1 protein-coding gene is annotated in these 25425 nt (G+C 73.9%); it reads left to right on the forward strand.

Annotation, left to right across the window (positions count from 1 at the left end; genetic code table 11):
• Positions 1-20 precede the first annotated feature (20 nt).
• Positions 21-25373: a type I polyketide synthase gene (locus tag ABZ562_RS06815; RefSeq protein WP_361474956.1), complete on the forward strand. Its 25353-nt coding sequence runs from the start codon at positions 21-23 to the stop codon at positions 25371-25373.
• Positions 25374-25425 lie beyond the last annotated feature (52 nt).

Below are 25425 nucleotides of genomic sequence, written 5' to 3' on the forward strand. Positions count from 1 at the left end.
AGCACGGAGTACACGACACGATGACATCCCCCAACGAAAAGCTCGTTGACGCGCTGCGGGCCTCGCTGAAGGAAACCGAGCGGCTGCGCAAGCAGAACCAGCAGCTCACCGACGCATCCCGGGAGCCGATCGCGATCGTCGGCATGAGCTGCCGGTTCCCCGGCGGTGTCGGCAGCCCCGAGGAGCTGTGGCAGCTCGTCGCGGGCGGCCACGACGCCATCTCGGGGTTCCCCACCGACCGCGGCTGGGACATCGAGTCGCTGTACGACCCGGACCCCGAGCGCGAGGGCACGTTCTACGCCCGCGGCGGCGGCTTCCTCTACGACGCGGACCAGTTCGACCCCGGGTTCTTCGGCATCTCGCCGCGTGAGGCGCTGGCGATGGACCCGCAGCAGCGGCTGCTGCTGGAGACGGCGTGGGAGGCGTTCGAGCGGGCGGGCATCGACCCGGCGGTGCTGCGCGGCTCCCGCACCGGCGTGTTCGTCGGCGCGTCCACGCAGGCGTACGGGGCGGGCGAGTACGACCTGCCGGAGGGCGTCGAGGGCCATCTGCTCACCGGCACCGCCTCCAGCGTCGCGTCCGGGCGGCTCAGTTACGCCTTCGGCCTGGAGGGCCCGGCCGCCACCATCGACACCGCGTGCTCGTCGTCCTCGGTCGCCCTGCACCTGGCGGTCCAGGCGCTGCGGCAGAGCGAGTGCTCGCTCGCGCTGGCGGCGGGCGCGACCGTGCTCGCTTCGCCCGATGTGTTCGTGGAGTTCAGCCGTCAGCGCGGCCTGTCCGCCGATGGCCGCTGCAAGTCCTTCGCGGCGTCGGCGGACGGCACCGGCTGGTCCGAGGGCGTTGCCGTGCTGCTGGTCGAGCGGCTGTCGGACGCGGTCCGCAACGGCCACCAGGTGCTGGCGGTCGTGCGTGGCTCGGCGGTCAACCAGGACGGTGCGAGCAACGGTCTGACGGCGCCGAACGGCCCGTCGCAGCGCCGTGTCATCCGCCAGGCCCTGGAGAACGCCCGCCTCACCCCGGCCGACGTGGACGCGGTGGAGGCGCACGGCACGGGGACGACGCTGGGCGACCCGATCGAGGCGCAGGCGCTGCTCGCCACCTACGGCCAGGAGCGGCCGGAGGGGCGGCCGCTGTGGCTCGGCTCGCTGAAGTCGAACATCGGCCACACCCAGAACGTCGCCGGAATCGGCGGCGTCATCAAGATGGTCATGGCGATGCGGCACGGTGTGCTGCCGCAGACCCTGCACGTCGACGAACCGACGCCGCACGTCGACTGGTCGGCGGGGGACGTGTCGCTGCTCACGGAGGCGCGGGAGTGGCCGCAGACCGACGGCCGTCCGCGCCGCGCGGGCGTCTCGTCGTTCGGCGTCAGCGGCACCAATGTCCACACCATCATCGAGCAGGCACCCGAGCCGGAAGCGGCCAAGGCCCCCTCGGCGCCCACCGTGAGCCCGGCCGTGCTGCCGTGGGTCCTGTCCGGACGTGGCGCCGCCGCGCTGCGCGCCCAGGCCGAGCGCCTGGCCGCGCACGTGCGGGACCACCCCGACCTGCGCCCGCTCGACCTCGCCCACGCGCTCGCGACCACCCGGTCCGCCTTCGACCACCGCGCGGTGCTAGTCGCGTCCGACCGCGACGGCTTCCGGGCCGGACTCGACGCCCTGGCGGGTGCCGGGGACGCCCCGGGGCTGGTGCAGGGTTCGCCGGTGCCGGGCAAGGTGGCGTTCCTGTTCACGGGGCAGGGCAGCCAGCGACTGGGGATGGGCCGTGAGCTGTACGGGGCGTATCCGGTGTTCGCGGAGGCGCTGGATGCGGTGTGTGCGGAGCTGGATCGGCATCTTGAGCGGCCGTTGAAGTCGGTGCTGTTCGGGGATGACGCGGCGGTGCTGGACCAGACGGGGTTCACGCAGCCTGCGTTGTTCGCGGTCGAGGTGGCGCTGTTCCGGCTGGTCGAGGCGTGGGGTGTGAGGCCGGACTTCCTGTCCGGGCACTCGATCGGTGAGCTGGCCGCCGCGCATGTGGCGGGTGTGTTGTCGCTGGCGGATGCGGCGAAGTTGGTGGCGGCGCGTGGGCGGTTGATGCAGGAGCTTCCGGCCGGTGGCGCGATGATCGCCGTTCAGGCCGCCGAGGGCGAGGTGGCGCCGCTGCTCACCGAGCGCGTCAGCATCGCCGCCGTGAACGGGCCGATGTCCGTGGTCATCGCGGGCGATGAGGACGCTGCTGTCGAGATTGCGGCTTCGTTTGAGGCGCAGGGCGTCAAGACCAAGCGGCTCGCGGTCAGCCACGCCTTCCACTCGCCGCGTATGGACGGGATGCTGGAGGCGTTCCGCGAGGTCGCGCAGGGGCTGTCGTACGAGGCCCCGACGATCCCGATCGTGTCCAACCTGACTGGCGCCGTGGTGTCCACCGAGGAGATCACGATCGCCGATTTCTGGGTGCGGCATGTCCGTGAGGCTGTGCGGTTCCATGATGGTGTGCGGGCGTTGGAGGCCAAGGGTGTCTCCACGTTCATCGAGCTGGGCCCGGATGGCGTGCTCTCTGCGATGGGGCAGGAGTGTGTCTCCGGTGAGGAAACGGCGTTCGTCTCCGTGTGCCGCAAGGAGCGCTCCGAGGTGGAGTCGCTGACGACCGCTGTCGCGCGGGCGTTCGTGCGTGGTGTGGGTGTGGACTGGGCTGGTTTCTTTGCGGGGACCGGTGCTGGTCGGGTGGATTTGCCGACGTATGCGTTTCAGCATGAGCGGTTCTGGTTGGAGCCGGGTGCGGTGTCGGTGGGTGATGTGGCGTCGGTGGGGTTGGAGCCGGCGGGGCATCCGTTGCTGGGTGCGGCGGTGTCGTTGGCGGAGTCGGACGGGTTGTTGTTCACGGGTCGGCTGGGTGTGGATTCGCATCCGTGGCTGGCTGATCATGTGGTGCGTGGTGCGGTGGTGGTGCCGGGTACGGCGTTCGTCGAGCTTGCGGTGCGGGCCGGTGACCAGGCCGGTTGTGACCATCTCGACGAGCTGACCCTGCACGCCCCCCTCGTGCTGCCCGCACGCGGCGGGGTCCGGCTCCAGGTCACCGTCGGCGCCCCGGACGACACCGGACGGCGTTCGCTCACCGTCTCCTCCCGTGCGGAGGACGCCGCCTCCGACGCGGCGTGGCTGCGGAACGCGAGCGGTGTGCTCGCCCCGGGCGCCCCGAGCCCGTCGTTCGAGCTGGCCGAGTGGCCGCCGACCGCCGCCGAGGCTATCGAGACCGACGCGGTCTACGGCCGACTGGCCGAGGCAGGCCTGCGGCACGGCCCGCTGTTCCAGGGGCTCGACGCCGCCTGGCGGCGCGGCGACGAGCTGTTCGCCGAAGTCCGGCTGCCGGAGGACGCCAACCCCGGCGCCGAACGGTTCGCCATACACCCGGCGCTGCTGGACGCCGCCCTGCACACCCTGTACGACCACGGGGACGCCGCCCAGCCGGCCGTGGAATGGCAGGGCGTCTCCCTGTACGCGGAGGGCGCGTCCGCGCTGCGCGTACGGATCGGGTCGGCCGGAGCCGACACCGTGACCCTGGCGGTGGCCGACGCGGAGGGCGAGCCGGTCGCCACCATCGACGGACTGCGCTGCCGCCCGCTCCCCGAAGACCTCGGCAGCGACGCGAACGACCAGTGGCAGAACCTGTTCCGCCTGGACTGGATCGTCCCGCAGGCACCCCACGCCGCGCAGGCCGCCGAGGCCGGGCCGGACGCCGCCGTGCGCCGCGTCGTCCTCGGCGACGACCCGTTCGGGCTGGTCGCGGGCGGCGTGGCCGCCACCTCCGTACCGGATCTGGCGGCGCTGGGCGACATCGCCGCGCCGGAACTGGTGCTCGCCGCCTTCGCGCCCCTGGCGCAAGGCGGCCCGGACGAGGACATGGCCGTGGCGGCGCACCGGGAGGCGCAGCGCGCGCTGGCCCTGGTGCGGGGCTGGCTGGCCGATGACCGGTTCGAGGACGCGCGGCTCGTGGTCGTCACCCGGGGCGCGATGGCCGCCGGGCCGGAGGAGAACGTCACCGACCTGGCGCACGCCCCGCTGTGGGGTCTGGTGCGCTCCGCCGAGACCGAGAACCCGGGCCGTTTCGTCCTCGTAGACCTCGACGAAACCTCCACGGCCACCCTGCCCGACGCCCTGGCCACCGGAGAGCCCGAGCTGGCCGTCCGCGCGGGCCAGGCCCTCGCGCCCCGCCTGGCCCGCGCGTCGGCGGAGGACCGCACCGACGCCGTCGCCCCGGCGTTCGACGCCGACGGCACCGTCCTGATCACCGGCGGCACCGGCGCCCTGGGCCGTCTGCTCGCCCGTCACCTGGTCGCCGACCACGGCGTACGCCACCTGCTGCTCACCAGCAGGCGCGGCGCGGACGCCGACGGCGCCGCCGAGCTGGCCGCCGAACTCCGCGAGCAGGGCGCCGAGATCACCCTCGCCGCCTGCGACGCCGCGGACCGCGACGCCCTCGCCGCGACCCTGGCCGCCATTCCGGCCGAGCACCCGCTCACGGCCGTCGTGCACACCGCCGGTGTGCTGGACGACGCCACGGCCGCCACCCTGACGCCCGAGCAGCTGGACCGCGTGCTGCGCCCCAAGGTGGACGCGGCCTGGAACCTGCACGAGCTGACGCGTGGCCGCGCCCTCTCCGCGTTCGTCCTGTTCTCCGCCATCGCGGGCACGCTGGGCGGCGCGGGCCAGGCCAACTACGCGGCGGCGAATGTCTTCCTCGACGCGCTCGCCGCACACCGCCACGCCACCGGTCTGCCCGCCACCTCGCTGGTGTGGGGACTGTGGGCCCAGTCCGGTGGCATCACCGGCGATCTGACCGAGACCGATCTGCTGCGGCTCGCCCGCAGCGGCATGGGCGCGCTGTCCGACGACGAGGGCATGGCGCTGTTCGACACCGCCTGCCGTACCGGCCGGACCACGCTGATCCCGGCCCGTCTCGACCTCGCGGCGCTGCGTGCCGCCGCCGGTTCGGGGCCGGTTCCGGCCCTGCTGCGCGGGCTGATCCGTAACGTCGGACGGCGGACCGCCGCGGGTGCGCTCGCCGCCTCCGGCTCGTCCCTGGCCCAGCGGCTGCGCGCGCTCTCCGCGAGCGAGCGCCGCCGGACCCTGCTGGACCTCGTGCGCACCCATGTGGCCATGGCCCTCGGCCACGCGTCCGCCGACGCCATCGAGGGGCGCCGGGCCTTCAAGGAGCTGGGCTTCGACTCGCTCACCGCCGTCGAACTGCGCAACCGGCTCTCCGGAGCCACCGGGCTCAAGCTGCCCACCACGATCGTCTTCGACTACCCCAACCCCGCCGTCCTCGCGGACCATCTGCGCGCCGAACTCCTCGGCCCGGACGCCGACGAGGACAACCAGGTGGAGGCGGCGGAAACATCCCCCGCCGCCTCCCTCGCCGACGACCCGATCGCCATCGTCGCCATGGGCTGCCGCTACCCCGGCGATGTGCGCTCGCCCGAGGACCTGTGGCAGCTCGTGGCCACGGACGCGGACGCGATCACCGGCTTCCCCGTCAACCGCAACTGGGAGGCCCAGTGGGCGGACGAGGACGCCGACGCGACGCCGTCCGACTACGCCCGCAGCGGTGGCTTCCTGCACGACGCGGACCTCTTCGACGCGGCCTTCTTCGGCATCTCGCCGCGTGAAGCGCTCGCCATGGACCCGCAGCAGCGGCTGCTGCTGGAAACCTCCTGGGAGGTGTTCGAGCGGGCCGGCATCGATCCGGACGCGCTCCGGGGCCGTTCGGTCGGCGTGTTCGTCGGCGCGGCCTACAGCGGCTACGACGCGGGCCTCGAGCAGGCCGGTGCGGAGGTCGCGGGCCATGTGATGACGGGCAACGCGGGCAGCGTCATGTCCGGCCGCATCGCCTACGCCCTCGGCCTCGAAGGCCCGGCCGTCACCGTCGACACCGCCTGCTCGTCGTCCCTGGTCGCGCTGCACTGGGCCATCCAGGCGCTGCGGCAGGGCGAATGCACCATGGCCCTCGCGGGCGGTGTCACCGTGATGACGACGCCGGGCCACTTCACCGAGTTCGGCCGCCAGGGCGGCCTCGCGGCGGACGGCCGCTGCAAGGCGTTCGCCTCCGGTGCGGACGGCACGGGCTGGGGCGAGGGCGTCGGCATGCTGCTCGTCGAGCGGCTGTCGGACGCCCGGAAGAACGGCCACCAGGTGCTGGCCGTCGTACGGGGCTCGGCCGTCAACCAGGACGGCGCGTCGAACGGTCTGACGGCGCCGAACGGCCCGTCGCAGCAGCGGGTGATCCGGCAGGCGCTGGCCGGTGCCGGTCTGTCCGCCGCCGAGGTGGACGCCGTTGAGGCGCACGGTACGGGGACGACGCTGGGCGACCCGATCGAGGCGCAGGCGCTGCTCGCCACCTACGGCCAGGACCGCGACACGGACCTGCCCCTGTGGCTCGGCTCCGTCAAGTCCAACATCGGCCACGCCCAGGCGGCCGCAGGTGTCGCCGGAATCATCAAGATGGTCATGGCCATCCGCCACGGCCTGCTGCCGCGCACGCTGCACGTGGACGAGCCGTCGCCGCACGTCGACTGGTCGGCGGGCGCGGTGTCGCTGCTGACTCAGCAGCAGGCGTGGCCGGAGACCGGCCGTCCGCGCCGGGCGGGCGTGTCCTCGTTCGGCATCAGCGGCACCAACGCGCACACCATCATCGAGCAGGCCCCGGTCGTAGTCGTCGACGAGTCGCGGCCGGCCGAGCGGTACGGGACCGGTGTGCTGCCGTACGCGCTGTCCGCGCAGGGCACCGACGCCCTGCGCGCTCAGGCCGAGCGGCTGTACGCCCACCTCACGGCCCACCCCGCCCTCGAACCGGCCGACATCGCCCACACCCTGTCCACCGGCCGCGCCGTGCTGGACCAGCGCGCGGTGCTGGTCGCCGACGGCCGCGACGACCTGCTGCGCGGGCTCGACGCCCTGGCCCGGGGCGAGTCGGCGCCGGGGCTCATCGACGGCACGGCGGTCGAGGGCGACGTGGCGTTCCTGTTCACGGGCCAGGGCAGCCAGCGGCTGGGGATGGGCCGTGAGCTGTATGACGCCTATCCGGTGTTCGCGGAGGCGCTGGACACGGTGTGCGACGCGCTGGACCAGCACCTCGAAAAGCCGTTGAAGACGGCGCTGTTCGGGGACGACGCCTCGGTGCTCGACCGGACGGCGTTCACTCAGCCCGCGTTGTTCGCGGTTGAGGTGGCGCTGTTCCGGCTGGTCGAGGCGTGGGGTCTGCGTGCGGACTTCCTCTCCGGGCACTCGATCGGTGAGCTGGCGGCTGCCCATGTGGCGGGTGTGCTGTCGCTCGAGGATGCGGCGAAGCTGGTGGCGGCGCGTGGCCGTCTGATGCAGGCGCTTCCGGCTGGTGGCGCGATGATCGCGGTGCAGGCGTCGGAGGACGAGGTGGCGCCGCTGCTCACCGAGCGCGTCAGCATCGCCGCCCTCAACGGCCCGATGTCCGTGGTCATCGCGGGCGATGAGGATGCTGCTGTCGAGATCGCGGCGGGCTTCGAGGCGCAGGGCGTCAAGACCAAGCGGCTCGCGGTCAGCCACGCGTTCCACTCGCCGCGCATGGACGGGATGCTGGAGGCGTTCCGTGAGGTGGCCGAGGAGCTGACGTACGAGGCGCCTCGCATCCCGATCGTCTCCAACCTCACCGGTGAGCTGGTCTCCGCCGAGGAGATCACCAGCCCGGACTTCTGGGTGCGTCACGTCCGGGAGGCGGTCCGCTTCCTCGACGGTGTCCGGACCCTCGAAGCGCAGGGCGTCACCACCTTCATCGAACTGGGCCCGGACGGTGTGCTCACCGCCATGGCCCAGGAAAGTGCCACCGGCGCCGACGCGGCGTTCGTGGCCGCGCTCCGCAAGGGCCGCCCCGAGGCGGAGACGCTGACGGCCGCCCTTGCGCGGGCGCACGTCCGTGGCGTGGCGCCGGACTGGGAGGCGTACTTCGCCGGGACCGGTGCGTCCCGCGTGGACCTGCCCACGTACGCCTTCCAGCACCGTCGTTACTGGCCCGAGGCGCCGGTGTCGGGCCTCGTCGCCGCCGCTGGTATCGACGGCTGGCGGTACCAGGTGTCATGGAAGCCGCTCTCGCTGGGTTCCGCGTCCCGTATGTCCGGCGTCTGGCTCGTCGTCACACCGGCCGGGCAGGACGACGCGTGGACGGCCGGTGTCGTCCGTACGCTCACCGAGCGCGGCGCCGAGGTGCGGCAGCTCGCGCTGGTGGCCGAGGACCGCGCGGGCATCGCCGAGCAGCTGCGTACGGTGGCCGACGGCGACGCCGTCGCCGGTGTGCTCTCGCTGCTGGCCACCGGGGACGCCGACGCCCTGCTGCCCACGGCCGCGCTCGTGCAGGCGCTCGGCGACGCAGCGATCGACGCGCCGCTGTGGTGCGCGACGCGGGGCGCGGTGTCGATCGGGCGGCAGGGCGAGGTCGTGGACCCGGCCCGGGCGCGGGTCTGGGGTCTGGGCCGGGGCGCGGCCCTGGAGCTGCCCGACCGCTGGGGCGGTCTGGTCGACCTTCCCGAGACCCCGAACGACCGGGTGCTGGCGCGGCTCGCGTCGGTGCTGGCCGGGGCGGGGGGCGAGGACCAGATCGCCGTCCGCGCCTCCGGCGTCTTCGGCCGCAGGCTCGCGCACGCGCACGCCACCGCACGACAGGTGCCGGAGTCCGAGAGCTGGAGTGCTCGGGGCACGGTGCTGGTGACGGGCGGTACGGGCGCGCTGGGTGCCCACGTGGCCCGCTGGCTGATCGACAACGGCGCCGAGCACGTGGTGCTCACCAGCCGCCGTGGCCCCGACGCGCCGGGCGCGGCCGAGCTGCGCGACGAACTCGCCGCGACGGGCGCCCGCGTGACCGTGGCCGCGTGCGACGTGGCCGACCGCGAGGCCCTGGCCGGGCTGCTGGCCGGGCTGCCCGCCGAGTTGCCGCTGACGGCCGTGGTGCACGCGGCCGGTGTGCTGGACGACGGCGTACTGGAGTCGCTGACCCCCGAGCGCATCAGCGGTGTGCTGCGGGCGAAGGCCGACGCCGCGCTCGCACTGGACGAGCTGACGCGCGACCTGGACCTGTCCGCGTTCGTGCTGTTCTCCTCGACCAGCGGCACCGTGGGCGCCGCGGGGCAGGCCAACTACGCCGCCGCGAACGCCTCCCTGGACGCGCTCGCCGAGCGGCGCCGCGCCGAGGGCCTGCCCGCCACGTCGATCGCCTGGGGCCCGTGGGCCGCAGGCGGCATGGCCGCCGACGAGGCGCTGGAGCAGCGCATGCGCCGCGCCGGTATGCCGCCGATGGACGCCGACCTCGCGCTCGGCGCACTGCGGCGCGCCCTCGACCTGGGCGACACGGCCGTGACGGTCGCCGACGTCGACTGGGACCGGTTCGCCCCGGGCTTCACGGCCGGGCGGCCCAGCCCGCTGCTGGCCGACCTGCCGGAGGTGCGGCACGCGGCCGTCGTCGGAGGCAGTGAGAACGCGGCCGTCGAGACGGCCTCCGCGCTGGCTCAGCGGCTCCTCGGCCTGCCGGAGGCGGAGCGCCACCGGGCGCTGCTGGATCTCGTACGGACCCACGTGGCGGACGTGCTCGGCCACGCCGATGTGTCCGACATCAGCGCCGAACGGGCCTTCCGCGACATCGGTTTCGACTCGCTCACCGCCGTCGAACTGCGCAACGGCCTCAACGCCGCCACCGATCTGCGGCTCCCCGCCACCCTCGTCTACGACTACCCGACGCCGATCGCCCTCGCCGACCACCTGTTCACCGAACTGCTCGGCGCACCGGCCACGGCCACCACCACCGGTGGCGCGCTGGTGGCGGCCGCCGATGACGATCCGATCGCGATCGTCGCGATGAGCTGCCGCTTCCCGGGCGGTGTCCGCACCCCCGAGGCGCTGTGGCAGGTGCTCGCGTCCGGTACGGACGTCATCTCCGGCATGCCCACCGACCGCGGCTGGGACCTGGCCTCGCTCTACAACCCGGACCCGGACGTCGAGGGCACCTCGTACGCCCGCGAGGGCGGCTTCCTGCACGACGCCGCCGACTTCGACCCGGCGTTCTTCGGGATCTCGCCGAGGGAAGCCCTCGCCATGGACCCGCAGCAGCGGCTGCTGCTGGAGACGTCGTGGGAGGCGTTCGAGCGGGCGGGCATCGACCCGGCCACGCTGCGCGGCTCCACGGCCGGTGTCTTCGTCGGCACCAACGGCCAGGACTATCTGTCGCTGCTGCTGGGCGACTCGCAGGGCCTCGAAGGCCACATGGGCACGGGCAACGCGGCGAGCGTCATCTCGGGCCGACTCGCCTACACCTTCGGGCTCGAGGGCCCGGCCGTCACCATCGACACCGCCTGCTCGTCCTCGCTCGTCGCCCTCCACTCGGCGATCCAGGCGCTGCGCGGCGGCGAATGCTCGCTGGCGCTGGCCGGTGGTGTGACCGTGATGTCCACCCCCGGTGTGTTCGTCGACTTCAGCCGTCAGCGCGGGCTCGCCGAGGACGGCCGCATCAAGGCGTTCGCGGCCGGGGCCGACGGCACCGGCTGGGGTGAGGGCGTCGGCATGCTGCTCGTGGAGCGGTTGTCGGACGCGCGCCGCAACGGGCACCCGGTGCTCGCGCTCGTACGCGGCACCGCGGTCAACCAGGACGGCGCGTCGAACGGCCTGACGGCGCCGAACGGCCCGTCGCAGCAGCGTGTCATCCGGCAGGCGCTGGCGAGCGCCGGCCTGTCGGCCGCCGAGGTGGACGCGGTCGAGGCGCACGGTACGGGCACCCGGCTCGGCGACCCGATCGAGGCGCAGGCGCTGCTCGCCACGTACGGCCAGGACCACGACGCGGACCGGCCCCTGCTGCTCGGCTCCATCAAGTCCAACCTCGGCCACACCCAGGCCGCGGCCGGTGTCGCCGGTGTGATGAAGATGGTCCTCGCCATGCGGCACGGAGTGCTGCCGCGGACCCTGCACGTGGACGAGCCGACGCCGCACGTCGACTGGTCGGCGGGCGAGATCGCGCTGCTGACGGAGGCGCGTGAGTGGCCGCAGACCGGGCACCCGCGCCGAGCGGGTGTGTCGTCCTTCGGCTTCAGCGGCACCAACGCGCACGCGGTGCTGGAGGAGGCCCCGGCCGTCCCCGTTCTTGAGCCTGCGGAGACCGAGACCGAAGCCGGTCAGGACGCGGCGGTGCCGGTGCTCCTCTCGGCCCGGACCACGGAGGGGCTGCGCGCTCAGGCCGAGCAGTTGCACGCCTACCTGACCGCGCACACCGAGGTACGGACGGCCGACCTCGGCTACTCGCTGGCCGTCGGCCGCTCGTCCTTCGAGGAGCGGGCGGCACTGGTCGCCGACGACCGGCCCGGACTGCTGTCCGGCCTGGAAGCGCTGGCCGAGGGCCGTACGGCGGCCGGACTCATCGAGGGCTCGGTGGCCGGTGGCCGGGTGGCGTTCCTGTTCACGGGGCAGGGCAGCCAGCGGCTGGGGATGGGCCGTGAGCTGTACTTCGCCCATCCGGCCTTCGCGGAGGCGCTGGATGCGGTGTGCGATGCGCTGGACCCGCACCTTGAGCGGCCGCTGAAGACGGTGCTGTTCGGGGATGACGCGGCGGTGCTCGACCAGACGGCGTTTACTCAGCCTGCGTTGTTCGCGGTCGAGGTGGCGTTGTTCCGGCTGGTCGAGGCGTGGGGTCTGCGTGCGGACTTCCTCTCCGGCCACTCCATCGGCGAGCTGGCGGCTGCCCATGTGGCGGGTGTGCTGTCGCTCGCGGACGCTGCGAAGTTGGTGGCGGCGCGAGGCCGTCTGATGCAGGAGCTTCCGGCCGGTGGCGCGATGATCGCCATCCAGGCCGCCGAGGACGAGGTGCTGCCGCTGCTCACCGAGCGCGTCAGCATCGCCGCCCTCAACGGGCCCACCTCCGTGGTCATCGCGGGTGATGAGGACGCCGCCGTGCAGATCGCGGCGGGCTTCGAGGCGCAGGGCGTCAAGACCAAGCGGCTCACGGTCAGCCACGCGTTCCACTCGCCGCGCATGGACGGGATGCTGGAGGCGTTCCGTGAGGTCGCGCAGGGGCTGTCGTACGAGGCCCCGCGCATCCCGATTGTGTCGAACCTGACCGGTGCCGTCGTCTCCGCCGAGGAGATCACGACGGCCGACTTCTGGGTGCGGCATGTCCGGGAGGCGGTCCGCTTCCTCGACGGCGTACGGGCCCTCGAAGCGCAGGGCGTCACCACCTTCATCGAGCTGGGCCCGGACGGTGTGCTCACCGCCATGGCCCAGGAGTGCGTGACCGGCGACGACGCCGCCTTCGCATCCGCCCTCCGCAAGGACCGGCCCGAGGCGGAGGCGCTGACGGCCGCCGTCGCGCGGGCGCACGTCCGTGGCGTGGCGGTGGACTGGTCGGCCTACTACGCCCCCACCCATGCCACGGCCATCGACCCCGCCGAGCTGCCGACGTACCCCTTCCAGCGGCAGCGCTACTGGCCGAAGGTGTCGTCGCTGTTCCTCGGCGACGTGGCCGCGGTGGGTCTGGGCGAGGCCGCGCACCCACTGCTCGGCGCGAGCGCCGAACTGCCCAGCGCGGACGGGGTGTTGTTCACCGGCCGCCTGGCGCTGGCGACGCACCCGTGGCTCGCCGACCACACGATCATGGGCACTGTGCTGCTGCCGGGCACCGCGTTCGTGGAGCTGGCGGTCCGCGCCGGTGACCACGTCGGCTGTGACCTGCTGGAGGAACTGACGCTCGAAGCGCCGCTGGTCCTGCCTGCGGAGGGTGGCGTACAGCTGCGGCTGTGGGTCGGCGCGGCCGACGATACGGCCCGTCGCCCGCTGGAACTGCACTCGCGCGCCGAGAGCGTGTCGGCCGAGGAGCCGTGGACCCGGCACGCGGCCGGTGTGCTGGCGTCCGGTGGCCCGGCGGAGGCGTCGTTCGAGCTGAGCGCCTGGCCTCCGGCGGACGCGGTCGAGGTGGAGGTCGGCGACCGTTACGCCGACCTGCGCGACGTCGGATTCGCGTACGGCCCGGCGTTCCAGGGGCTGCGCAGGGCGTGGCGGCGCGGCGGCGAGGTGTTCGCCGAAGTGGCGCTGGACGACGGAGCGGCCGAGGACGCCGCCGCGTTCGCCCTGCACCCGGCGCTGCTGGACTCCGCCCTGCACGCGCTCGGTCTCGCCGGGCTCGGCGGCACCGAGACCGAGGGGCGGCTGCCGTTCGCGTGGACCGGGATGTCGCTGTACGCGAGCGGCGCGGCCGTCCTGCGCGTACGGATGGCCGCTGCGGGCGGCGACGGCGTACGGCTGGAGATCGCGGACACGACCGGTGCGCCGGTCGCGGCCGTCGAGTCGCTGGTGCTGCGCCCGGTTTCGGCCGAGCAATTGCGGAGCGCGCGTACGGCGTACCACGAGTCGCTGTACCGCGTGGAGTGGACGACGGCCGCCCCCGCGGGTGTGGCCGACGGCCGTTGGACGGTACTGGGCGCGGATGCGTTCGGCCTGGGCGCCACGGCGTACCCGGACCTGGCCGCGCTGGGCGAGGCTGTCGACTCCGGAACGGCGCTGCCGGAGTACGTAGTGGTGTCCCTGGCGCATCAGGCCGGTCCGGGACTGCCCTCGGACGGCGCGGCCCCGGTGCCGTCCGTGGACGGTGCGGCATCCGACGGCCCGGGTGCGGCAAATCAAGCCCGTCCGGCGTTTGAGGATCGGGGTCGAGGGGCGGAGCCCCTTGTTGCGGGAAGGGGCGGGCCAGGGGAAAACCCCACCCAAGCCGCACATCACGCCACGACCCAAGCCCTCCACCTCCTCCAAACCTGGCTGGCCGACGACCGCTTCGCGAACTCCCGTCTCGTCCTGCTGACCTCGGGGGCCGTGGCCACCGAGGCCGGGGAGCCGGTGCCGGACCTGGCGGGCGCCGCCGTACGCGGTCTGCTGCGCTCCGCGCAGGCCGAGAACCCGGACCGCTTCCTCCTGATCGACCTCGACGCCGATGAGGACTCGCGGGCCGCGCTGCCCGCCGTCCTCGCGAGCGGCGAGGCCGAGGTCGCGGTGCGGCAGGGCGTCGTCAAGACGCCACGGCTGGCACGCGCGGCATCCACCGCCGACGGCGCGGCCCCAAAGTGGAACCCGGACGGCACGGTGCTGGTGACCGGTGCGTCCGGTTCGCTGGGCGGCCTCTTCGCCCGCCATCTGGTGGCGGAGCGTGGTGTACGGCATCTGCTGCTGGTGAGCCGCCGTGGCGATCAGGCGCCGGGTGCCGCCGAACTCGGTGCAGAACTGGCCGGGTTGGGTGTTCAGGTGCGCTGGGCGGCGTGTGATGTGGCGGACCGGGGCGCGCTGGCCGCGGTCCTGGCCACCGTCCCCGCCGAACATCCGCTGACGGCTGTCGTCCACACGGCGGGTGTGCTGGACGACGGTGTGATCGGCTCGCTGACGGCCGAGCGCATCGACCACGTCATGCGCCCGAAGGCGGACGCGGCCTGGAACCTGCACGAGCTGACCCGCGAGCTGGACCTGTCCGCGTTCGTGCTCTTCTCCTCGGCGGCCGGTGTCTTCGGCGGTCCTGGGCAGGGCAACTACGCCGCCGCCAACGTCTTCCTGGACGCGCTCGCGCAAGCCCGTACGGCCCAAGGGCTGCCCGCCACCTCGCTGGCGTGGGGCCTGTGGGCCGGTGGCGGCATGGGCGACACCCTGGACGAGGCCGACCTCACCCGGATGCGACGGGCCGGAGTGCCCCCGCTGCCGGTGGCGGAAGGACTGCGGCTCTTCGACGCCGCGCTGACCGTCGACGAGGCGTCGCTGGTGCCGATGCGCCTGGACCTGACGGCGCTGCGCAACCAGCCCGCGATCTCGCCGCTGCTGCGCGGCCTGGTGCGTATCCCGGCGCGGCGTGCGGTGGACGCGGTCGCGGCCGGTGGGGATGCCGGGCCGGCCGGTCGGCTGGCCGGGCTGAGCGTGGCGGAGCAGGAGCGGCTGCTGCTGGATCTGGTCCGTGCGCAGGTGGCGACCGTGCTCGGCTACGCGGGTGCGGACACGATCGGTTCCGGTCGGGCGTTCAAGGATCTGGGCTTCGACTCGCTGACGGCCGTTGAGCTGCGTAATCAGCTCAACTCCGTGACCGGGCTGCGATTGCCCGCGACGCTCATCTTCGACTATCCGGACCCGCAGGTCCTGGCCCGCCATCTGCGGACCGAGCTGGTGGGCGAGGACACGGCGGAGGTGCACACGCCGGTGCCGATGGCGGCCGCCGCCACCGACGAGGACCCGATCGTCATCGTCGGCATGAGCTGCCGCTACCCGGGCGGGGTCACCACCCCCGAGGAGCTGTGGCAGCTCGTCACGGGCGCCACCGACGCCATCTCCCCCTTCCCCGCCGACCGTGGCTGGGACCTCGACGCGCTCTTCAGCGACGACCCCGACCAGGTGGGCACCAGCTACACCCGCGAGGGCGGCTTCCTCCACGACGCCGCCGAGTTCGACCCGGACTTCTTCGGCATCAACCCGCGCGAGGCCATGGCGATGGACCCGCAGCAGCGGTTGCTGCTGGAGACGTCGTGGGAGGCGTTCGAGCGGGCGGGCATCGACCCGTCGACCGTACGCGGCAGCCGGACCGGCGTGTTCGCGGGCGTCATGTACCACGACTACCTGACGCGGCTGACCGCCGTCCCCGAGGGGCTTGAGGGCTACCTCGGCACGGGTGGCGCGGGCAGCATCGCGTCGGGCCGGGTCGCGTACACCTTCGGCCTGGAGGGACCGGCGGTCACCATCGACACGGCGTGTTCGTCGTCGCTGGTGGCGCTGCACCTGGCCGCGCAGGCGCTGCGCAACGGCGAGTGCTCCCTCGCACTGGCCGGTGGTGTCACCGTCATGGCCACCCCGGACACGTTCGTCGACTTCAGCCGCCAGCAGGGCCTGTCCAGCGACGGCCGCTGCAAGTCGTTCGCCGCGTCGGCGGACGGCACGGGCTGGGCCGAGGGCGCGGGCATGCTGCTCGTCGAGCGGCTGTCGGACGCCCGGAAGAACGGCCACCGGGTGCTGGCGGTCGTCCGCGGTTCCGCCATCAACCAGGACGGCGCGTCGAACGGTCTGACGGCGCCGAACGGGCCGTCCCAGCAGCGCGTCATCCGGGAAGCGCTCAGCAGCGCACGGCTCACCACCGCCGACGTCGATGTCGTGGAGGCCCACGGCACCGGGACGACGCTGGGCGACCCGATCGAGGCGCAGGCGCTGCTCGCCACGTACGGCCAGGACCGCCCCGAGGGGCGGCCGCTGTGGCTGGGCTCCCTCAAGTCGAACATCGGGCACACGCAGGCCGCTGCCGGTGTCGCCGGCATCATCAAGATGATCATGGCGATGCGCCACGGGGTGCTGCCGCGGACCCTGCACGTGGACGAGCCCACCCCGCACGTCGACTGGGCGTCGGGCGACCTCGAGCTGCTGGCCGACGCCCGGCCCTGGCCGGAACTCGGCCGACCGCGCCGGGCGGCCGTGTCGTCGTTCGGCGTGAGCGGCACGAACGCGCACACCATCCTGGAACAGCCCCCGGCTCCGGCCCCACAGGCCCCCGGGGATGTGGAGCTGCCGACGGTGCCGTGGGTGCTCTCGGGCAAGACCGAGGCAGCCCTGCGCGGCCAGGCCGAACGGCTCCTGGCCCACCTCGGCACCCACCCCGACCTGGACGCCACGGACGTCGGCTACGCGCTGGCGACCGGCAGGGCGGCCCTGGACCACCGCGCTGTGGTGGTCGGCGGGGACCGCGCCGGGCTGGTGACGGCCCTGGAAGCGCTGGCGCGTGGCGAGTCCGCCGCTGGGCTGGCCCAGGGATCGGTGGCGGGCGGCAAGGTGGCGTTCCTGTTCACGGGGCAGGGCAGCCAGCGGCTGGGGATGGGCCGTGAGCTGTACGGCGCGTATCCGGTGTTCGCGGAGGCGCTGGACGCGGTGTGCGACGCGCTGGACCCGCACCTTGAGCGGCCGCTGAAGACGGTGCTGTTCGGGGACGACGCCTCGGCGCTCGACCGGACGGGGTTCACTCAGCCCGCGCTGTTCGCGGTCGAGGTGGCGCTGTTCCGGCTGGTGGAGGCGTGGGGTCTGCGCGCGGACTTCCTGTCCGGCCACTCCATTGGTGAGCTGGCCGCCGCGCATGTGGCGGGTGTGCTGTCGCTCGCGGATGCCGCGAAGTTGGTGGCGGCGCGTGGGCGTCTGATGCAGGAGCTTCCGGCCGGTGGCGCGATGATCGCCGTCCAGGCCGCCGAGGACGAGGTGGCGCCGCTGCTCACCGAGCGCGTCAGTATCGCCGCCCTCAACGGCCCGATGTCCGTGGTCATCGCGGGCGATGAGGATGCGGCTCTGGAGATCGCTGCGTCCTTCGAGGCGCAGGGTCGGAAGACCAAGCGGCTCACGGTCAGCCACGCGTTCCACTCCCCGCGCATGGACGGGATGCTGGAGGCGTTCCGTGAGGTGGCGCAGGGGCTGTCGTACGAGGCTCCGCGCATTCCGATCGTGTCGAATCTGACCGGGAACGTCGTCTCCGCCGAGGAGATCACGACGGCCGACTTCTGGGTGCGGCATGTCCGTGAGGCGGTCCGTTTCCTCGACGGTGTGCGCACTCTGGAGGCTCAGGGCGTCAGCACGTTCGTCGAGCTGGGCCCGGACGGTGTGCTCACCGCCATGGCCCAGGAGTGCGTGACCGGCGATGACGACACCACCGCCTTCGTCCCGGCCCTGCGCAAGGGCCGTGCCGAGCCGGAGTCGCTGACCGGTGCGCTGGCCGCGCTGCACACCCGGGGCATCGCCCTGGACTGGCGGGCCTTCTTCGCCGGTACGGGCGCCGCGCAGGTCGATCTGCCGACGTACGCCTTCCAGCGGCAGCGCTTCTGGGTGGAGAACCCGGAGGAGGTGCGCGAGGCGGTGGCGGCCATGGATTCCGTGGACGCCCGGTTCTGGGAGGCCGTGGAGCGCGAGGACTTGGCGGCGCTCGCCGGGGCGCTGCAGTCCGAGGACGCGGACGAGCTGTCCTCGCTGGGCGCCGTCCTGCCGATGCTGTCGTCGTGGCGGCGCCGGCAGAGCGAGCGGTCGACCGTCGACGCGTGGCGCTACCAGGTGACGTGGAAGCCGGTGACCGCCCGTGGCGCGGGGACGCTGAGCGGCCGGTGGCTGGTCGTCACCCCCGCCGCACCCGCCGCACCCGCCGACGGAACAACCGACGCGTGGGCCGAGGGGATCGTACGGACGCTGTCCGCGCGTGGCGCCGGGGCCCGGCGGGTCGACCTGGCCGCCGAGGGCCGCGCGGGCATGGCCGAGGAGCTGCGCGAGGCGGTCGCGGAGGCAGGGTCGGTGGCGGGTGTGTTCGCGCTGCCGTCCGTCGCCGCGGGCGCCGATGGCTTGCTCCGTACGGCCGCCCTGACGCAGGCGCTGGTCGACCTGGGCGTGGACGCGCCGCTGTGGGTCGCCACGCGCGGCGCGGTATCCACCGGCCGGTCCGATGGCCTGGTGGACGCGTGGCAGGCGCGGGTGTGGGGCCTGGGGCGGGTTGCCGCCCTGGAGCTCCCCGAGCAGTGGGGCGGTCTCGTCGATCTGCCGGGGACGGTGGACGACCGGACGCTGTCCCGTCTGGTGAATGTGCTCGCCGGGGCCGACGGCGAGGACCAGGTGGCGGTGCGCGCCTCCGGTGTCTTCGGCCGTCGCCTGACCCGCGCCACCGTGTCCTCGCGTGGCCACGCCTGGCAGCCGGGTGCGGGATCCGTGCTGGTCACCGGCGGTACGGGTGCGCTGGGCGCGCATGTGGCCCGCTGGCTGGTCGACAACGGCGCGCAGCATGTGGTGCTCACGAGCCGCCGTGGCCTCGACGCGCCCGGCGCCGCCGAGCTGCGGGACGAACTCGCCGCCTCCGGGGCCCGGATCACGGTCACGGCCTGCGACGCCGCCGACCGTGACGCGCTGGCCGCGCTGGTGGCCGGGCTTCCGGCCGAGCTGCCGCTGACGGCCGTCATCCACGCGGCCGGGGTGCTGGACGACGGCGTACTGGAGTCGCTGACCCCCGAGCGCTTCGCCACCGTGCTGCGCGCGAAGGCCGACGCCGCCGCCAACCTGCACGAGGTGACGCGGGACCTGGACCTCACGGCGTTCGTCCTCTTCTCCTCGTTCGCCGGTTCCATGGGCGCCGCGGGCCAGGCCAACTACGCCGCCGCGAACGCCTTCCTGGACGCGCTCGCCGAGCGTCGCCGGGCCGAGGGTCTGCCCGCCACCTCCGTGGCGTGGGGCCCGTGGGCCGAGGGCGGCATGGCCGCGGACGACGCGCTGGAGCAGCGCATGCGCCGCGCCGGTGTGCCGCCGATGGCGGCCGACCTGGCCATCGCCGCGCTGCAGCGGGCCCTGGACCTGGACGAGACGGCCGTGCTGGTCGCGGACATCGACTGGGAGCGGCTGGCCCCCGGCTTCGCCGCGTCCCGGCCGAGCCCGCTGCTGCGGGACCTGCCCGAGGCGCGTACGGCGCTGGAGGCCGAGGCCGGGCAGGCGGCCCGTACGGCCGGTGGCGGCGGCGCGGACGAGTCGTCGCTCGCGCAGCGGCTCGCGGGTGTTCCGGCGGCGGAGCGCGAACGCGTCCTGCTGGACCTGGTGCGTTCCGCCGTGGCGGACGTACTGGGCCACGCCGACGCGGAGGCGGTGGAGGCGAGCCGGGCGTTCAGCGAGCTGGGCTTCGACTCGCTGACCGCCGTCGAGCTGCGCAACCGGCTGAACACCGTGACCGGGCTGCGGCTGCCGCCCACCCTGGTCTACGACTACCCGACGGCCTCGGCGCTCGCCGGCCACCTCCGTACGGAGTTCCTGGGCGACGAGACAGCCGCCACGGCCTCGACCGCGGACGGGGACGTGGCCGTGGCCGCCGACGACGATCCGATCGCGATCGTGGGCATGAGCTGCCGTTTCCCGGGCGGGGTGGACTCGCCCGAGGAGCTGTGGCGGCTGTTGTCCTCCGGGCAGGACGCGGTGACGGACTTCCCGGCCGACCGTGGCTGGGACGTCGAGTCGCTGTACGACCCGGAGCCCGGCGCGGAGAACACCACCTACGTCCGCGAGGGCGGATTCCTGGCGGACGCCGGGGACTTCGACGCGGCGTTCTTCGGGATCTCGCCGCGCGAGGCGCTGGCGATGGACCCGCAGCAGCGGTTGCTGCTGGAGACCTCGTGGGAAGCCTTCGAGCGGGCGGGCATCGACCCGACGACGCTGCGCGGCCGGCAGGTCGGCGTGTTCGCCGGTACGAACGGCCAGGACTACATGTCCCTCGTCCTCCACTCGCACGACGGCGGCGACGGGTTCATGGGCACGGGCAACGCGGCCAGTGTGATGTCCGGTCGGGTGTCGTACGCGCTGGGTCTCGAGGGCCCGGCGGTGACGGTGGACACGGCCTGCTCGTCGTCGCTGGTGGCGTTGCACTGGGCGATTCAGGCGCTGCGGGCGGGTGAGTGCTCGTTGGCGTTGGCCGGTGGTGTGACGGTGATGTCGACGCCGGGTTCGTTCGTGGACTTCAGCCGTCAGCGCGGGCTGGCGGCGGACGGCCGGATCAAGGCGTTCGCGGCCGGTGCGGATGGCACCGGCTGGGGCGAGGGCGTGGGCATGCTGCTCGTGGAGCGGCTGTCCGACGCCCGCCGCAACGGGCACACCGTGCTGGCGACCGTGCGGGGCAGCGCGATCAACCAGGATGGCGCGTCGAACGGTCTGACGGCGCCGAACGGTCCGTCGCAGCAGCGGGTGATCCGCCAGGCGCTGGCCGGCGCCGGTCTGTCCGCGTCCGAGGTGGACGCGGTCGAGGCCCATGGCACCGGTACGACGCTGGGCGACCCGATCGAGGCGCAGGCGCTGCTCGCCACGTACGGCCGGGACCGCGACGCGGACCGGCCCCTGCTGCTCGGCTCCATCAAGTCCAACATCGGCCACACCCAGGCCGCCGCCGGTGTGGCGGGCGTGATGAAGATGGTGCTGGCGCTGCAGCACGGCGTGCTGCCGCAGACGCTGCACGTGGACGAGCCGACGCCGCACGTCGACTGGTCCGCCGGTGAGCTGGAGCTGCTGACCGAGCCGCGGAAGTGGCCGGAGACCGGCCGTCCGCGCCGGGCCGCCGTGTCGGCGTTCGGCATCAGCGGCACCAACGCGCACACCGTGCTGGAGCAGGCCCCGGCCCTGGAGGAGACGCCTGCCACCGATGTGGCGGAGCTGCCGACCGTGCCGTGGGTGCTGTCCGGCAAGTCCCGGGCCGCCGTACGCGGTCAGGCCGAACGGCTGCTGGCCCACCTCGGTGGCGACCCCGCACCGGACACCACCGACGTGGCCTATTCGCTGGCCACGACCCGTACCGCCATGGACCACCGGGCCGTGCTCATCGCGGACGGCGCCGACGGGCTGCTGGCCGGTCTCGCGGCGCTGGCGCGCGGCGAGTCCGAGGTGCCGGGCCTGATCGAGGGTTCGGTGGCCGGTGGCAAGGTGGCGTTCCTGTTCACGGGCCAGGGCAGCCAGCGGCTCGGCATGGGCCGTGAGCTGTACGAGGCGTACCCGGTGTTCGCGGACGCGCTGGACGAGGTGTGCGCCCACCTGGACGCGCACCTGGAACGGCCGCTGCGCGACGTCTTGTTCGGGGACGACGTCTCGGTGCTGGACCGGACGGGGTTCACCCAGCCCGCGTTGTTCGCGGTCGAGGTGGCGCTGTTCCGCCTGGTCGACGCGTGGGGCCTGCGCCCCGACTTCCTCTCCGGGCACTCCATCGGTGAGCTGGCCGCCGCCCATGTGGCGGGTGTGCTCTCGCTCGCGGACGCGTGCAGGCTCGTGGCCGCGCGTGGCCGTCTGATGCAGGAGCTGCCCGCCGGTGGCGCGATGATCGCCGTCCAAGCGGCCGAGGACGAGGTGTTGCCGCTGCTCACCGAGCGCGTCAGCATCGCCGCCCTCAACGGGCCCACCTCCGTGGTCATCGCGGGTGACGAGGACGCCGCCGTGCAGATCGCGAACGTTTTCGAGGCGCAGGGCCGCAAGACCAAGCGGCTCGCGGTCAGCCACGCGTTCCACTCGCCGCGCATGGACGGGATGCTGGAGGCGTTCCGTGAGGTGGCGCAGGGGCTGTCGTACGAGGCTCCGCGCATCCCGATCGTCTCCAACCTCACCGGTGAGCTGGTCTCCGCCGAGGAGATCACCAGCCCGGACTTCTGGGTGCGCCACGTCCGCGAAGCGGTCCGCTTCCTGGACGGCGTACGGGCCCTCGAAGCCCAAGGCGTCACCACCTACGTCGAGCTGGGCCCGGACGGTGTGCTCACCGCCATGGCCCAGGAGTGCGTGACCGGCGGCGACGCCGCCTTCGCCGCGACCTGCCGGAAGGACCGCGCCGAGCCCGAGACGCTGACGACGGCCCTGGCACGGGCGCATGTCCGTGGCGTGGCGGTGGACTGGGAGGCGTTCTTCGCCGGTACGGGCGCGCGGAAGGTCGGCCTGCCGACGTACGCGTTCCAGCGCAGCCGCTACTGGGTCGACGCCCTGCTCACCCTGGACGAGGTGGCCTCGGCCGGGCTCGGCTCGGCCGGTCATCCGCTGCTGGGTGCGGCGGTGGAGCTGCCCGACGCGGACGCGTTCCTCTTCTCCGGGCGGCTTGCGCTCTCCTCGCACTCCTGGCTGGCGGACCACACGGTCGCCGATACGGCCGTGCTGCCGGGCTCCGCGTTCGTGGAGCTGGCGGTGCGCGCCGGGGACCATGTGGGCTGTGCGCTGCTGGAGGAGCTGGCCCTCGAGGAGCCGCTGATCCTGCCGGAGCGCGGCGGGGTTCAGCTGCGGGTGTCGGTCGGTGAGCCCGATGGCGAGGGCCGCCGCCCGCTGGCGGTGTACTCGCGCCCGGAGGGTGCGGAGGCCGGCCGGCCGTGGACGCGGCACGCCGGTGGCGTGCTCGCGTCTGCCGGGGCCCGGGTGCCTGCCGCTGCCGGCGAGTTCGCCGTGTGGCCGCCCGCCGGTGCGGAGCCGGTGGACACCGGCGCGTTGTACGCGGGCATGGCGCGCGCCGGGCTGCTGCACGGTCCGGCGTTCCAGAGCCTGCGCCACGTCTGGCGGCGTGGCGGGGAGCTGTACGCGGAGGTCCGTATCGGCGAGGGGCAGCAGGCGGACGCCGCCCGCTTCGCGCTGCATCCGGCCCTGCTGGACGGTGCGCTCCAGCCGCTGGGGCTGGGTGTGGACGGTGCCGCGGTGGCGGCCTCGTGGCGGGGGCTGGGCCTGTACGCGGTGGGCGCCGAGGCGCTGCGCGTCAGCCTCAAGCCGGTCGCGGACGGCACGGTGTCGCTGGTGGCGGCCGATGAGGCGGGTGCGCTCGTCGCGTCGGTGGACGCGCTGGCCGCCGAGCCGCTGGACGCGGACCGGATCGCCGGAGCGGCGGCGACGTCCGGGCGGCGGGACACGCTGTTCCGGGTCGACTGGGCGCCGGTGACGGTGCCTTCGGAAGCGGCTTCGGCGGGCTTCGCCGTGGTCGGCGGCGACGACCTCAAGCTGAGCGTGGCCCTCGACGCGGCCGGGCACACCACCACGGTCCACGACGATCTGGCGGCGCTGGGATTGGCCGTCGCGGTGGACGGGACGGCACCCGACACGGTGCTCGTGCCCTTCCTGCCCGAGCCCGGCACCGGCGGCGGTGACGGCCTTGTCGCGGACGTACACGCGGCCACCCACCGGGCCCTGGGCCTGGTGCGGGAGTGGCTGAACGGCGGCAGGCCCGGCAGCGCCCGGCTGGTGCTGGTCACGCGCGGCGCGGTCGCCGCGGCCGGGGACACCGAGGTCGCGGACCTGGTGAACGCGCCCGTGTGGGGGCTGCTGCGGTCCGCGCAGACGGAGAACCCGGGGCAGTTCGTGCTGCTCGACGTCGACGGCGAGGTGTCGTACCCGGCGATCGCCGCCGCGCTGGACTCGGGCGAGCCCGAACTCGCGCTGCGCGCGGGCACGGCGTACGCACCGAGGCTGGCCCGGGTCGAGGCCCCGGCCGCCGAGCCGGTACGCGGCACCCTCGACCCCGAGGGGACGGTCCTGATCACCGGCGCCACCGGTGGTCTGGGCAGGCTGGTCGCCCGCCACCTGGCCACCGCGCACGGCGCCCGCCACCTGCTGCTGACCAGCCGCAGCGGCCCCGCCGCCGAGGGCATGGCCGAACTGACCGCCGAGCTGGCCGAGTTGGGTGCCGAGGCCACCGTCGTGGCGTGCGACGCGGCCGACCGGGAGGCGCTGGCCGGGCTGCTGGCCGGGATTCCGGCGGACCGTCCGCTGACGGCCGTGGTGCACACCGCGGGCGTCCTCGACGACGGTGTGATCGACCTGCTGACGCCGGAGCGGGTGGACCGCGTCCTGCGGCCGAAGGTCGACGCGGCGGTCAACCTGCACGAGCTGACCCGCGATCTGGACCTGTCCGCTTTCGTGCTCTTCTCGGCCGCGGCCGGCACGATCGGCGGCGCGGGCCAGGGCGGTTACGCGGCGGCGAACGTGTTCCTCGACGCGCTCGCCGGACACCGCCGGGCCACCGGCCGCGCCGCGCGGTCCCTCGTGTGGGGCATGTGGGCCGAGGAGCGGGGCATGGGCGGCAGGATCGGCGAGGCCGACCTGAAGCGGGCGGCGCGCGGCGGGGTGCTGCCGCTGTCCGCCGAACAGGGCCTGGCCCTGTTCGACGCGGCCCACGCGGTGCCCGACGAGGCGGTGCTGGTGCCCGTACGGCTGGACCTGGCGGCGCTGCGCGGCGCCGCCTCCGCCGGGGAGCTGCTGCCGCTCTACCGCGGCCTGGTGCGCACCCCGGTGCGCCGGGCCGTCGACAGCGGTGGCCCGGCCGGGTCCGAACCCGCCGCTGAGGCGGACACCCTGGCGCGGCAGCTGGCGCGGCAGTCGGAGGCCCAGCAGGAGCGGACCGTGCTCGACCTGGTGCGACGCCAGGTGGCCGCCGTCCTGGGCTACGCGTCGAAGGAGCAGGTGGGCGCCGAGCAGGCGTTCAAGGAGCTGGGCTTCGACTCGCTGACGGCCGTGGAACTGCGGAACCGGCTCAACGCGGCCACCGGGCTGAAGCTGACGGCGACGCTGGTGTACGACTACCCGACACCGGTGGCGCTCGCCCGGCAGCTGCGCCACGAGGTGGCGCCGGAGGCCGCGGGCAGCGGAATGCCCCTCACCGAGGAGCTGGAGCGGTTGGAGAACAGCCTGTCCTCGCTGGCGCCGGAGGAGCTGGCGGTGGTCGCGGCGGATGAGGCCGCGCACGCGAACATCACGGTGCGCCTGCAGACGCTGCTGGCGAAGTGGCACGACGTGCGTCGCACCGCGGACGACGACGGGGCGGACGCCGAGGCGGACGCGTTCGAAGAGGTCAGCGATGACGAGCTCTTCGACTTCATCGACAAGAGGTTCGGCAACGGCTGAGCGCGAACGGCACCCCTCCCGGACCCCCGACGAACCAGAGCACTGCGAATAG

The sequence above is a fragment of the Streptomyces sp. NPDC019937 genome, from assembly GCF_040631655.1.
Classification (GTDB): Bacteria; Actinomycetota; Actinomycetes; order Streptomycetales; family Streptomycetaceae; genus Streptomyces.

Bases quoted from the DNA above. Each gene is read 5' to 3' on its own strand.
- ABZ562_RS06815 (WP_361474956.1), top strand. From the start codon at position 21: ATGACATCCCCCAACGAAAAGCTCGTTGACGCGCTGCGGGCCTCGCTG.